The organism is Skermania sp. ID1734, assembly GCF_007489285.1.
In the GTDB taxonomy this organism is placed as follows: Bacteria; Actinomycetota; Actinomycetes; order Mycobacteriales; family Mycobacteriaceae; genus ID1734.
Map to the genome: position 1 here is coordinate 376,523 of NZ_VLIY01000003.1, position 13,908 is coordinate 390,430.

The 13,908-nt window shown below is 65.3% G+C and carries 10 protein-coding genes; 4 read left to right on the forward strand and 6 right to left on the reverse strand.

The annotated features are described in order from the left end of the window. The first annotated feature begins 110 nt into the window (after nucleotides 1–110). From dnaE to ilvA, 3 genes are read left to right on the forward strand one after another with little or no spacing between them, the layout of a single operon-like run. Entirely contained in the window at nucleotides 111–3,656 is a 3,546-nt protein-coding gene (gene dnaE, locus FOS14_RS05790) for a DNA polymerase III subunit alpha (protein ID WP_143769363.1), read from the forward strand. 41 nt (nucleotides 3,657–3,697) lie between these two features. Then, nucleotides 3,698–4,132: a nitroreductase family deazaflavin-dependent oxidoreductase gene (locus FOS14_RS05795; protein ID WP_143769302.1), complete on the forward strand. Its 435-nt coding sequence runs from the start codon at nucleotides 3,698–3,700 to the stop codon at nucleotides 4,130–4,132. Between the two features lie 27 nt (nucleotides 4,133–4,159). Further along, nucleotides 4,160–5,509, forward strand: coding sequence for a threonine ammonia-lyase IlvA (gene ilvA / locus FOS14_RS05800; RefSeq protein WP_143769303.1), 1,350 nt, complete (start codon nucleotides 4,160–4,162; stop codon nucleotides 5,507–5,509). Here the strand turns inward: ilvA and treZ are convergent. From treZ to glgX, 5 genes are read right to left on the reverse strand one after another with little or no spacing between them, the layout of a single operon-like run. Next, nucleotides 5,502–7,244, reverse strand: a complete 1,743-nt coding sequence (gene treZ / locus FOS14_RS05805) for a malto-oligosyltrehalose trehalohydrolase (RefSeq protein ID WP_143769304.1) — start codon at nucleotides 7,242–7,244, stop codon at nucleotides 5,502–5,504. The genes ilvA and treZ overlap by 8 nt on opposite strands. A gap of 3 nt (nucleotides 7,245–7,247) precedes the next feature. Further along, nucleotides 7,248–7,871, reverse strand: coding sequence for a methylated-DNA--[protein]-cysteine S-methyltransferase (locus FOS14_RS05810; protein ID WP_185981627.1), 624 nt, complete (start codon nucleotides 7,869–7,871; stop codon nucleotides 7,248–7,250). Next, nucleotides 7,868–8,335: an RNA polymerase sigma factor gene (locus FOS14_RS05815; protein WP_143769305.1), complete on the reverse strand. Its 468-nt coding sequence runs from the start codon at nucleotides 8,333–8,335 to the stop codon at nucleotides 7,868–7,870. Before FOS14_RS05815 ends, FOS14_RS05810 begins: the two co-directional genes overlap by 4 nt. 24 nt (nucleotides 8,336–8,359) lie before the next feature. After that, on the reverse strand, nucleotides 8,360–10,717 hold the full coding sequence (gene treY / locus FOS14_RS05820; RefSeq protein ID WP_143769306.1) for a malto-oligosyltrehalose synthase: 2,358 nt from the start codon (nucleotides 10,715–10,717) through the stop codon (nucleotides 8,360–8,362). A 1-nt stretch (nucleotide 10,718) separates the two neighbouring features. Next, nucleotides 10,719–12,845 carry a glycogen debranching protein GlgX gene (glgX, locus tag FOS14_RS05825; protein ID WP_143769307.1) on the reverse strand — a complete coding sequence of 709 codons (2,127 nt, stop codon included), beginning with the start codon at nucleotides 12,843–12,845 and terminating at the stop codon, nucleotides 10,719–10,721. 84 nt (nucleotides 12,846–12,929) lie between these two features. On the opposite strand from glgX, the gene FOS14_RS05830 reads away from it, so the two are divergent. Further along, the gene (locus FOS14_RS05830) at nucleotides 12,930–13,523 is read left to right on the forward strand and encodes a Clp protease N-terminal domain-containing protein (RefSeq protein ID WP_143769308.1); all 594 of its coding nucleotides are present in this window, start codon (nucleotides 12,930–12,932) and stop codon (nucleotides 13,521–13,523) included. Between the two features lie 114 nt (nucleotides 13,524–13,637). On the opposite strand, the gene FOS14_RS05835 is transcribed toward FOS14_RS05830, so the two are convergent. Then, nucleotides 13,638–13,908, reverse strand: a 271-nt coding sequence (locus FOS14_RS05835) for an integrase core domain-containing protein (RefSeq protein WP_143769309.1), incomplete at its 5' end; no start/stop codon positions are given.

Genomic DNA, 13,908 nt, shown 5'->3' on the forward strand with positions numbered 1-13,908 from the left:
TGCCGCCCGCACGCCTCATCTGCCTCAGTTGTTACGTCGCCGCGCGCCTGCAAATCCTGTCGGTGGGTGCGCTTAGACTCGACGGCACTTCGACTCCGGAGGGATCCGTCTTGACCGACACGTCGCACACCGGCTCGTTCGTTCATCTGCACAACCACACCGAGTACTCGATGCTCGATGGCGCGGCGAAGATTTCGCCGTTGTTCGCGGAGGCGAATCGGCTGGGGATGGCAGCGGTCGGCATGACCGACCACGGCAACATGTACGGTGCGTCGGAGTTCTACAACTCGGCGGTCAAGGCCGGCATCAAGCCGATCATCGGAATCGAGGCCTACATCGCGCCCGCCTCCCGCTTTGACACCAAGCGGGTGCAGTGGGGTGACCCGAGCCAGAAGTCCGACGACGTCTCGGGCAGCGGCGCGTACACCCATATGACGATGGTCGCCGAAAACGCGACCGGGCTACGCAACCTGTTCAAGCTGTCCTCGCTCGCGTCGATCGAGGGCCAGCTGGGCAAGTGGGCGCGCATGGACTCGGAGATCATCGCCGCTCACGCCGAGGGCATCATCGCGACCACCGGGTGCCCCTCGGGCGAGGTGCAGACCCGGCTGCGGCTCGGTCAGGAGCGCGAGGCGCTCGAGGCCGCAGCCAAGTGGCAGGAGATTTTCGGCAAGGACAATTTCTTCCTCGAACTCATGGATCACGGGCTGTCCATCGAGCGCCGAGTGCGCGAAGGCCTGCTCAACGTCGGTAAGCAACTCGGCATTGCGCCGTTGGCCACCAACGACTGTCACTACGTCACCAAGGACGCCGCGGAGAACCACGAGGCGCTGCTGTGCATCCAGACCGGTAAAACGCTTTCGGACCCAACGCGATTCAAGTTCGACGGTGACGGCTACTACCTCAAGTCGGCCGCCGAGATGCGGGCGATCTGGGATAACGAGGTGCCCGGTGCGTGCGACAGCACGCTGCTCATCGCCGAGCGGGTCCAGTCCTACGCCGACGTGTGGACCCATCACGACCGGATGCCGATCTTTCCGGTCCCCGACGGTGAAACGCAGGCCAGCTGGCTGCGCAAGGAAGTGCACCGGGGTCTCGAACGGCGCTTCCCGCAAGGAGTTCCGCAGGAATATCTCGACCGCGCCGAGTACGAGATCGGCGTCATCAACGAGATGGGTTTTCCCGCTTACTTTCTCGTCGTCGGCGACCTGATCAACCATGCGCGCGAGGTGGGCATCCGGGTCGGGCCGGGGCGTGGTTCCGCCGCAGGTTCGCTGGTGGCCTACGCGATGGGCATCACCAACATCGACCCGATTCCGCACGGGCTGCTGTTCGAGCGGTTCCTCAACCCTGAGCGCGTGTCGATGCCCGATATCGATATCGACTTCGACGACCGCCGCCGCGGTGAGATGGTGCGCTATGCCACCGAGAAGTGGGGCAGCGACCGCGTAGCCCAGGTGATTACCTTCGGCACCATCAAGACCAAGGCCGCGATCAAGGACTCGGCGCGAGTTCAGTTCGGGCAACCGGGCTTTGCCATCGCCGACCAGATCACCAAGGCGCTGCCCCCGGCCATCATGGCCAAAGACATTCCGCTGTCGGGGATTACCGATCCGAACCACGAGCGGTACAAGGAAGCCAGCGAGGTTCGCGCGCTCATCGAGTCCAATCCGGACGTCGCCAAGATCTACCAGACCGCGCGCGGGCTCGAGGGCCTGATCCGCAACGCGGGCGTGCATGCCTGCGCGGTGATCATGTCGTCGGAACCGCTGATGGACGCGATCCCGGTCTGGAAGCGCCCGCAGGACGGCGCCATCATCACCGGCTGGGACTATCCATCGTGCGAGGCCATCGGCCTGCTGAAGATGGACTTCCTCGGCCTGCGCAACCTGACCGTGCTCGGTGACGCGATCGCCAACCTCAAGGCCAACCGCGGCATCGACCTGGATCTCGACACGCTGCCGCTCGACGACCCGGCGACGTATGAGCTGCTCGCCCGGGGCGACACGCTCGGCGTCTTCCAGCTCGACGGCGGGGCGATGCGCGACCTGCTACGGCTGATGCGACCGACGGGCTTCGAGGACATCGTTGCCGTGCTGGCGCTGTATCGCCCCGGTCCGATGGGCATGAACGCCCACACCGATTACGCCAAGCGCAAGAACGGCTTACAGCAAGTCAAGCCGATTCATCCGGAGCTCGAGGAGCCGCTGAAGGAGATCCTCGCCGACACCTACGGCCTGATCGTCTACCAAGAGCAGATCATGCAGATCGCGCAGAAGGTGGCCGGTTACTCGCTCGGTCGAGCAGACATTCTGCGCCGGGCGATGGGTAAGAAGAAGGCCGAAGTCCTCGCCGCCGAGTTCGAGGGCTTCGAAAAGGGCATGCAGGAGAACGGCTTCTCCAAAGAGGCCATCAAGGCGCTGTGGGACACCATCCTCCCCTTCGCCGGCTACGCGTTCAACAAGTCGCACGCGGCGGGCTATGGCCTGGTGTCGTTTTGGACGGCCTACTTCAAGGCCAACTACCCGGCCGAGTACATGGCGGCGCTGCTCACCTCGGTCGGCGACGACAAGGACAAGGCCGCGGTCTACCTGGCCGACTGCCGCCGCCTGGGAATCACGGTGTTGCCACCGGACGTGAACGAATCCGAGGAGAACTTCGCCTCGGTCGGCGCGGACATCCGCTTCGGCCTCGGCGCGGTGCGCAACGTGGGATCGAACGTGGTGGCCTCGATCATCGAGGCGCGCCGAACCAAGTCCAAGTTCACCGACTTCTCGGACTACCTCGACAAGATCGACGCGACCGCGTGCAGCAAGAAGGTAACCGAGTCGCTGATCAAGGCGGGTGCGTTCGACTCGCTCGGTCACCCGCGAAAGGGCTTGCTGCTCATCCACTCCGACGCGATCGATGCGGTGATGAGCACCAAGAAGGCCGAGGCCATCGGCCAGTTCGATCTGTTCGGCGGCGGTTCGGATGAGTCGGTGTCCGGTGTCTTCCGGGTCAAGGTTCCGGACGAGGAATGGGACACCAAGCACCGGCTTGCGCTCGAGCGGGAGATGCTCGGCCTCTATGTCTCCGGCCATCCGCTCAACGGCGTCGAACATATCCTTGCGGCGCAATCGGATACGCCCATCCCGACCATTCTGGAGGGCGAGGTGTCCGACGGCGCCCAGGTGGTGCTCGGCGGGATCCTCACGGCGGTGAACCGCCGTATCAACAAGAACGGGGCGGCCTATGCCTCGGCCACTCTCGAGGACCTCACCGGCGGCGTGGAGGTGATGTTCTTCCCGCAGGCCTACACCCTCTACGGCATGGATATCGCCGAGGACTCGATCGTGTTGATCAAGGGCCGCGTGAACATTCGCGACGAGCGCATCTCGATCATTGCCAACGACCTTGTGGTTCCCGATCTTTCGGCCGCGGGGACGGCGAAGCCGTTGGCCGTGAGCATTCACACCCGAATGTGTACGCCGGACAAGGTGGGAGCGCTCAAGCGGGTGCTGGCCAGCCATCCGGGTACGGCCGACGTGCACCTACGGCTGATCAGCAACTCGCAGACGACGACACTCCGGCTCGACGACAACCTGCGCGTGACGCCGTCGCCAGCCTTGATGGGCGACCTGAAGGCACTGCTTGGGCCGAGTTGTCTGGCCTAGCTCGGGGGAACAATTTCGATAACCGAGGAGTTGGCGCAGATATGCCATTGACTGGAGAATACGAACCAAGCACCTCCGATTGGGCCCGCACACAGGCCGAGGAATACGAGAACTCGGGCGGTAAGTCGGGCAATACGCTGCAAGGCAAGCCGATCGTGCTGCTCACGTCGGTCGGTGCCAAGACCGGTAAGTTGCGCAAAACTCCACTGATGCGCGTGGAGCACGATGGCGAATACGCGGTCGTCGCCTCCCGCGGCGGAGCCCCGACGCATCCGGTCTGGTACTGGAACCTGGTCAAGAACCCACACGTCGAACTACGTGACGGCGAAAAGACAGGCGACTACACCGCACGCGAGGTGCACGGTGAGGAAAGGCGCGTCTGGTGGGAGCGCGCAGCGCAGGTATGGCCGGACTACGACAATTACCAGCGCAAGACCGAGCGCGAGATCCCGGTATTCGTCCTCACTCCGCGCTGATAACGAGGCGTATGGCAGCATAATCAGGTGTCCACCAGCCGCGATGCCGCAGATCTGCCTGTTTCTCCGCCTGCCTTGACAGCGGATGAGATTGATGCGGCAGCGAAGCGGATTTCGGGCGCTATTGCTGCCACACCGCTGCAGTACAGCGAGCGTTTGTCCGAGCTGACCGGCGCCGAGGTCTATTTCAAGCGTGAGGATCTGCAGGTCGTCCGCTCCTACAAGATCCGCGGCGCCTACAACCTGATCCTGCAGCTGTCCGACGACGAGCGCGCCGCCGGTGTTGTGTGCGCCAGCGCCGGTAATCACGCCCAAGGCGTCGCGTTCGCGTGCCGCACGATGAAAATCGCGGGGCGGATCTACGTGCCGGCCAAAACGCCGAAACAGAAGCGCGACCGTATCAAGGCGCACGGCCGGGAATTCGTCCAGATCATCGCGATCGGCGACACCTACGACGCCGCCGCCGCCGCGGCCGCCGAGGACGTCGCCCGGACCGGAGCGACGATGGTGGCCCCGTTCGATGACGTGCGCACCGCCGCCGGTCAGGGAACCATTGCAGCGGAAATACTCGAGCAGCTCGATCAGGCGCCGGACACCGTGATCGTTCCGGTCGGCGGGGGTGGTTGCATCGCCGGCATCGCCACCTACCTGCGGGAGCGCTCACCTGGCGTGGCGATCGTGGGTGTCGAGCCGGCGGGCGCGGCATCGATGACCGCCGCCCTCGTCGCGGGCATGCCGGTGACCCTCCCGGAGATCGACCCGTTCGTCGACGGAGCCGCCGTCCGACGGGTCGGCGACATCCCGTTCGAGACACTGATCCGGTTGGGCGCGAAAGTCATTTCGCACCAGCCGTCACCGGTGACGTCGAGCTCGGCCGGCCACGAAGCCGGTCCGTTCGTGATGACACACGTGGACGAGGGCGCCATCTGCACGGCCATGCTCGAGCTGTATCAGAACGACGGCATCATCGCCGAGCCGGCTGGCGCGCTGTCGGTGGCGGCGCTGACCACCGTGGACATCGCCCCCGGCTCGACCGTGGTGTGCCTGATTTCCGGCGGCAACAACGACGTCTCCCGCTACGGCGAAATCCTGGAACGGTCGCTGGTGCACTCGGGTCTCAAGCACTACTTCCTGGTGGACTTCCCGCAGGAGCCCGGCATGTTGCGGCGCTTCCTCGACGAGGTGCTGGGCCCGGAGGACGACATCACGTTGTTCGAGTACGTCAAGCGCAACAACCGCGAGACCGGCGCGGCGCTGGTGGGCATCGAACTAGGCTCGGCCGAGGGTCTGGCGGGGCTGCTCGAACGCATGGACAGCTCGATGATCGAGTGTGAACAGCTCGACCCGGGTTCGCCTGCCTACCGCTACCTCACCTGAGCACCACGAACGAGTGGCCAGGCACCGTCGTGGCCGATTGCGTCTCGTCCGATTGCGGCTCCTCCCACCACAGCACCGGCTGCCCGCCATAGGGAACTGTCGTCGGCGTCGGTCCGAGGTTGCACACCAGCCGTAAACTATCGCGCCGCAACATGATCCAGCACTCGTCTTCGTCGTAATCGACGGTCAGGCCGGGCAGCCACGGGTCGCTGACGCCGGCGTGGTCGCGGCGCAGCGCCAGCAGGTCGCGGTAGCACTGCAGCACCCGCTCGTGTGGCGCCTCGGCGAGCTCCGACCAGTTCAGCTTGGACCGCAGGAAGGTCTGCGGATCCTGCGGATCCGGGATGTCTTCGGTGTTCCAGCCGTGTTCGGCGAATTCGCGTTTGCGACCTTCCGCGGTCGCCTTGGCCAATTCCGGCTCGGGGTGGGAGGTGAAGAACTGGAATGGGGTGCTGGCACCCCATTCCTCGCCCATGAACAGCATGGTGGTGAACGGCGAGAGCAGCACCAGCGCCGCCTTGATGGCGAGCTGACCAGGCGACAGGTAGGCGCTCGGCCGGTCGCCGAGCGCGCGGTTGCCCACCTGGTCGTGGGTGCAGGTGTAGGCAAGCAGCGAACTGGCCGGCAATTTGCGGACGTCGATGGGCCGCCCGTGCGGTCGTTGGCGAAACGTCGAATAGTTGCCGATGTGGAAGAAGCCGTGGGTCAGCGTCCGCGCGAGCACGTCGAGCGAACCGAAATCGCAGTAGTAGCCCTGCCGTTCGCCGGAGACCGCGGCGTGGATGGCGTGGTGGATGTCGTCGTCCCACTGCGCGGTCAGGCCGTAGCCGCCGGCCGCCCGCGGGGTGATCAACTTCGGGTCGTTGAGATCGCTCTCCGCGATCAAGCTCAACGGTCTGCGCTGATGCGCGGCTAGGCGCTGGGTCTGAATCGCCAGTTTCTCCAGGATGTGCATGGCGGTGGTGTCGACGAGCGCGTGCACAGCGTCGAGCCGCAGCGCATCGATGTGGAACTCTTCGAACCAGCGCAGCGCGTTGTCGATGATGTAGCGGCGCACCGGTTCCGATTGCGGCCCAGCGATATTGATGGTCCGGCCCCAGGTGTTCGCGCCCTCTGCTAGATAGGGGCCGAAGCGGTCGAGGTAGTTGCCGGAGGGGCCCAGGTGGTTGTAAACCACGTCGAGGACGACGCCGAGACCCTTGTCGTGGCACGCGTCGACGAAGCGCTGCAGCGCGTCGGGTCCGCCATAGGCCTCGTGCACCGCGTACCAGCCCACGCCGTCGTAACCCCAGTTGTGCACGCCGTTGAAGGCGTTGACCGGCATCAGTTCGACGAACGTGACGCCGAGGTCGACGAGGTAGTCGAGCCGTTCGATCGCCGAGTCGAGCGTGCCGTCCGGCGTGAACGTGCCGATGTGCAGTTCGTAGATGACCGCCCCCGGCAGCGGGCGGCCGGTCCAGCCCTGGTCGGTCCATTTCGCTGGATCCAGCCGATGCAACTGCGATGGCTCGTGCACGCCGTCGGGCAGACGCGGCGAGCGCGGGTCGGGGAGGACGGTCTCCTCGTCGTCGAGTTTGAATCCGTAGCGGGCGTCGGCGGCGGTATCGACCTGTGCTCGCCACCAACCTTGCTGGTCACGCGTCATCGGGTGGTCGGTGCCGTCGACCCAGAGCCGCACGTTGTCAGGGATCGGTGCCCAAACTTCGAACAGGTGGGCCGTTACGTCATTGGGCATAGCTCAATCGTGTCCCAAAAAGTGCGGCGCCAAACCCGATTCCAGGTCGAGCAACGCGCGCTTCACTGCCGGACCGGCCAGATACTGCCCGACGCTGCCGTCGCTGCGCACCACGCGGTGGCACGGGATGACCACCGGAAGCGGGTTGGTGGCGCAGGCGGTCCCGACCGCGCGCGTGGCCCGCGGGCTGCCGAGCTCGGCGGCGACGGTTCCGTAGCTGGCGCGTTGGCCGTAGCCGATGCGGCGCAGCTGTTCCAGCACGGTCAGCCGAAAACCGCGCGACAGACGCAGGTCCAGCGGTAGCTCGAATCGGACCGGCCGGCCCGCGAAGTACTCGTCGATAGCGTGCGCGGCCGCGTCGAGCCGCTTCGGGGCAGCCAGAATTCGGGGACTGATCCGCTCGGCCAAGTTCTGCAGCACGGTGTCGTGGCCTTCCACGGCAAACGCGACCCGGACCAGTCCGTGTTCCGTGGCCGCGAGCAGCAGCGGTCCGATGGGGGTGTCGACGGTTCGGTAGGCCACGTCGAGGGTATCGGTGGCCGCGGCGTTTTCGGCCAGGCGGGCGTGCAGGCGGTGCAAGGTGGCTGGCTCGTCGTCGGTCAGTTGGGTGAGAATCGTGTCGTTCATGCGAAATCCTTGTGGTCGAGCGTCTTTCGAAGAGTGCGCATGCCGTCTGCAGCGGCGCGTCGGGCGGCGGCTTCGTTGTTGCCGAGGATGACGGCCACCTCGGCGTACGGCAGACCCACGAGGTGGTGATAGGCGATCGCCTCGCGTTGCTTCAACGGGAGTGCGGCGACGGCTTCCCATACCGCGCCATCTGTTGTCGGCCGTGTCGGTGGTGGTAGGTCTTCGATGACGCGACGTTGTCTGCGCCGGGAATCAATCACGTCGAGTGCCTTGCGGCGCGCGATGGTCACCAGCCACGCCTCGATGTTGCTGTCGGCGGGCAGTCCCGGGTAGGCGCGCAGTGCTGATAGAAAGGTCTCTGACCAGGCATCTTCGGCGTCGGTGGGGCCCACGAGCGCCCGGCACACCCGTAAGACGGCCGGTCCGTGCCGGGCGACGATGGTCTCGAATGGCGGCAGCATCACGGTGGGTAAACGGTTGTCGCGGCCCTAACGTGAGATTTCGAGCAGCGCGACCGGCAATTTCGCGAAGACTTCGCTCAGTGCCACCCGGCCGGTGTGGGTCTGGCCGGTGAGCCGGTCGGTCCATTGCGGGGAGCCGAGATCGACAACGGTGGTGCCCCAGCCGCTTTCGGCGAGCCGCACCGAATGCCGCGTTGCCAGCGCCATGACGTCCGCAGGTTGCGACGCCGGACCGCGGCCGAAGCCGACCAGATGCGCTGCGGCCGGGCCGTCGGCGAAGATGGGGTGGTAGCTACCGCCCACGAAGCTTGCCCGCCGTTCGCGGCGCAGCCTCAGCGCGTTGGTGACCACCCACAGTTTGGCGGCTCCGCTGGCGTCGACGTCCGGGGCAGCGGTGAATTCGGCGAGCATTCGCTGGCGGGCGTCGAAATCGACGAGACGCCGGTTGTCCGGGTCCACGAGCGAGTCGTCCCACAATTCGGTGCCCTGATAGACGTCGGGAACTCCCGGACCGCAGAGCTGCAACAACTTCTGCCCCAGCGACACCGTCCATCCGTGCGGTGCCAGCTGCTGGACCAGCGCGGTCATCGACGCGGCGACCGGCCCGTCGACGATGCTGTCGAGCCAATCGTGCACGCGCTGTTCGAATTCGGTGTCAGGTGCTTGCCACGATGTGCGAACCCCGGCCTCACGCATGGCCTTCTCGGCGAAGCCGTGCACCCGACCGCGCCAGGTTGGACTCAGCTCGCCGTCAACGGGCCACACGCCAAAGATGTTCTGCCACAGGAACAGCCCCGTCACCGGATCGGGACTGGCGGCGAGTTGTTCCCACTCCGCCAGGCAGGTCGCCCACAGTTCAGGCACCTGCGACAGCACCCCGATCCGGGCCCGGACATCCTCGCCGCGCTTGGTGTCGTGCGTGGACAGGGTGGTCATGGCCGCGGGCCACCATTGCGCGCGGGCGGCGTTGGCCAGGTGGAACTCGTTGACGGACAGCCCGAACCGACCCGGTTCCCCACCCACTTCCTGCAGCGACACCAGCCGGGCAGTGCGATAGAAGACGGTGTCCTCGACGGCCTTGGCCATCACCGCGCCGCAGACCTGTTGAAAGCGCACGAACGCTTCGCCGTTGGTCGCCAGGGCTGTTGTGAGGATGCCGAGCACATCGCCGAGTTCAGGCTGGCTGGACTGCACGTCGGCAATCACGCTGCGCAGCAACGTGGTCAGCGGGGCATAGTCGGTTCGGTAGACGGGTACGGCGGCGACCACCGCGACAATCGCGTCGGACAGCGCCTCGGAATCGCCAGTGAAATTGGCCTCGCGGCAAACCGCGGCGGTCAGCCGACGGAGCTCCGGCCGCAGGTTGGACTCCGCCATCGACCGTTTGGCGGCGCGCTCGAGACTCTCGAGCGTTGCAGCATCACCGGGGTTGCCGGAGCGCTCCCGCGAGAGCTCGGTGAGCGCCGCTTCGCCGTCGCGGCTGATGAATACCCCGTCGAGCTCGGCCAGTGCGTCGTAGCCGGTGGTCCCCGCGATCGGCAGGGTGGCATCGAGGGGTTCGTCGGCACCGAGAATCTTCTCGATCACCAGCCAGCGATCGGGTCCGATGAGTTCGCGCAACCGTGCCAAATACTCGGCGGGTCGGGCCAATCCGTCCGGATGATCGATCCGGAGGCCGTCGATCAGCGCTTCGCGGACCCAGGTTTCGACCTGCTGGTGGGTCGCCTCGAACACTTCCGGATCTTCTTGGCGAACCGCGGCCAGCTCGTTGACCGTGAAAAACCGTCGGTACGTGGCTATTCCGGCCTGCCATGGCACGAGGACGTAGTGCTGGCGGTCGTGGATTTCGGTTGCGCTACCGGTGTCTGTTCCGGGTGCCAGCGGAAAGCGGTGCTCCCAGTAAGCCAACAGTGGCTCGCTACCGGACCGATCGATGGTCAACTCGCTGACGGCGTCCGCGCTGCCCAGGAACGGCAGCGCGATCCGGCCGTCTGCGCCGTTCTCCGGCCGCCAGTCGATGTCGAAGTATTTGGCGTAGGGCGATTCTCGGCCGAGTCGCAGCACGTCCCACCACCACGGGTTCTGGCGCGGATCGGCCACTCCCAGATGGTTCGGTACCAGGTCCACGATCAGCCCCATCTGGCGCTGCTGGGCTGCGGCGGCGAGTCGGCGCAGCCCGGGCAAGCCACCCAACGCCGCTGAGACCGTGGTGGGGTCGGTGACGTCGTAGCCGTGGGTGGAACCGTCCGCGGCGGTGAGAATCGGCGATAGGTACAGGTGCGTGACACCCAATCGGTCGAGGTAGTCGACGAGTTCGACCGCATCGTCGAGGGTAAGGGCGTCACCGCGCAGTTGCAGTCGGTAGGTGCTCGACGGCGTCGCCATCTCAGGCCGTCCGCCGCAGCACTAGCAGCGAGCGGGCAGTGACGGTCACGGTTGCGCCGGCGTCGAACTCGGTGTCGGAAAGTCCTTGCGGCACCGAGGTGTCCAGGGCGACCGTCCAGGTGTTCGCGTATCGGTCGTCGGGGAGCACGAAGTCGATAGCCTCGTCGTGCGCGTTGAAGCACAGCAGGAACGAGTCGTCCACGATTCGTTCGCCGCGCTCGTTCGGTTCGGGGATCGCCTCGCCGTTGAGATACACCGCCAACGACTTCCCGAAACCGCTGTTCCAGTGGTCGGGAGTCATTTCCTCGCCGTCGGGCGTCAGCCAGGCGATGTCGCGGTTTTCATCGCCGCTCCGGATCGGCGTGCCGGCGAAGAAGCGGCGACGTCGGAAGACCGGGTGCTTGGCTCGCAATTGGATTGCGCTTCGGGTGAATTCGAGGAGATCGGCATTTTTTTCCACCATCGACCAGTCCATCCAGGACAGCGGAGAATCCTGGCAATAGACGTTGTTGTTCCCCTGTTGCGTGCGACCCAATTCGTCGCCGTGGGCCAGCATGGGCGTGCCCTGGCTGAGCATCAGAGTGGCAAGAATGTTGCGGCTCTGCCGATCCCGCAATTCGTTGATCTGCGGATCGTCGGTGGGGCCTTCGACCCCGCAGTTCCACGACCGGTTGTGGCTTTCCCCGTCCTTGTTGTCCTCGCCGTTGGCTTCGTTGTGCTTCTCGTTGTAGGACACCAGGTCTCGAAGGGTGAAACCGTCGTGGGCGATTACGAAGTTGATGCTCGCGCCGGGCCGCCGCCCGGTCGCCTCGTACAGGTCCGAGGAGCCGGTGAATCGAGAGGCGAACTCGCCCAAGGTTGCCGGCTCACCGCGCCAGTAGTCGCGGACCGTGTCGCGGTACTTGCCGTTCCATTCGGTCCACAGCGGGGGAAAGTTGCCCACCTGATAGCCGCCTTCGCCGACGTCCCAGGGCTCGGCGATGAGCTTCACCTGGCTGACCACCGGATCCTGCTGCACCAGATCGAAGAACGCGCTCAGTCGGTTGACGTCGTGGAGTTCGCGAGCCAGCGTCGAGGCGAGGTCGAACCGGAAGCCGTCGACGTGCATCTCCAGCACCCAGTACCGCAACGAATCCATGATGAGTTGCAACGTGTGGGGGTGGCGGGCGTTGAGGCTGTTGCCCGTGCCCGTGTAGTCCATGTACATGGCTGGGTTGTCGTCGACAAGCCGGTAGTACGCCGCGTTGTCAATGCCGCGGAAGCTGATGGTTGGGCCCTCGTGGTTGCCTTCGGCCGTGTGGTTGTAGACCACGTCGAGAATCACCTCGATGCCGGCGGCGTGGAAGTCGCGGACCATGGCCTTGAATTCGGAGACGGTAGCGCCGGGCTTGTTGGCCGAGGCGTACTCGTTGTGCGGCGCGAGGAATCCGAAGGTGTTGTAACCCCAGTAGTTTCGTAGTCCCTTGTCGAGCAGCAGCTGGTCCTGCATGAACTGATGCACCGGCATCAATTCGATGGCGGTGACTCCGAGGCTGTGCAGGTGCTCGATGATGGCGGGGTGTGCCAAGCCCGCGTAGGTGCCGCGCAGCTCTTCGGGCACGGCGGGATGAGTGGCGGTCAGACCCTTGACGTGGGCCTCGTAAATCACCGTCTCGTGGTAGGGGCGATTCGGCTGACGGTCGGCACCCCAGTCGAAGTACGGGTTGATCACGACGGTGGTCATCGTGTGGCCGAGGGTGTCCATGCCGTAGTTGTGCAGCGACTCATGGCCGTCGAAGGCGCCGTCGAACGCTTTGCCGTACGGGTCCAGCAAGAGTTTGCTGGGGTCGCAGCGGTGTCCGTGCTCGGGTTCGTACGGTCCGTGCACCCGGAATCCGTAGCGCTGACCGGGGGCGATCGTCGGCAGGTAGGCGTGCCAGACGAATCCGTCGACTTCTTCGAGCGGTACCCGAGTTTCGGTACCGTCCCGCGCGATCAGGCAGAGGTCGACCGCCTCGGCCACCTCGGAGAACAGCGAGAAGTTGGTGCCGGCGCCATCGAAAGTGGCGCCTAGCGGGAACGGGTGGCCGGGCCACACCGGCAGCCGCTCGGCATCGTCCTCGGTTTGGGCAGTGTCGGGCTGAGCCATAGCCAAAACAGTAGTCGGGATTGCGCGGAGGCTGTCGGACGCAACGCGCTCGCGGCGGATCATGGCAGTAGAGAGCGAGGGGCGATGTTGGAAAAGTTCAGCGACAACAGCCGTACCGTGATCGCTCGCGCCTCCGACGAAGCCCGCAGACTGGGTAACGATCAGATCGGCACCGAGCATGTGCTGCTGGCCTTGCTCGATCCTGCTGCCGGCGAAGTAGGGCAGTTCCTGGCCGCGTGCAACGTCACTGCGGATGGGGTGCGGGCGCAGCTTGCGGGGCATGTTCTAGGCGGTTCGCCCGCCGGCGAGCTGACCTTTTCGGCAGCCGCGAGAGCGCTGCTCGAACGGTCGTTGGCGGAGGCGCGACGCTATGGGGCCAAGCAGATCCGGACCGAGCACCTGCTGCTGGGCTTGGTCGGCGACGACAGTTGTGGCGCGGCGCAGATCATCACGAGTGCGGCGGGATTGGACCCGGAAGCGCTGCGGATGCGGATTCGCAGGGTTATCCGCAATCGCTATCTGGCCGAACGGGCTCGCGCCGCACAGATCGCGGCGGGATACATAGCGGTCAAGCTCGACGCCGACCAGCGGGAACGGTGTCAGGCCGCTGCTTCTGCGGCCGGACTGTCGATCGAAGAGTGGATCAAACAGGTAGCGCTCGCAGCTGCCAGTTCTTGAGTGATCCATCAGAACGGTGGTGGCATGAGTCGGTGGCGGGCGGTGGCGATTGCGCGGTGTTGTCGGTAGTGGTTGCGGAGTTCGGTGTGAAGCGTCACGACTTTCGTGCCGCTCCTAGACGGGTTGCGACTGCCGGTCGCGAGCGGTGTTGAAAGCCTGTTCGTACTCGGTTGGGGTGAGCATTCCGAGTGAACTATGCAGACGTCTGTGGTTGTACCAATCAACCCAACCAGATGTGGCGTATTCGATGTCGTTGAGCGTCTTGTAGGGCCCGGCGTGGAACACCGTGGTCTGGATGCATTCGGTCTTGTAGAGGCCGATGATCGATTCCATCAACCCGTTGTCGTAGGCGTCGCCGACCGAACCGATCGAGGGCGTGATGCCC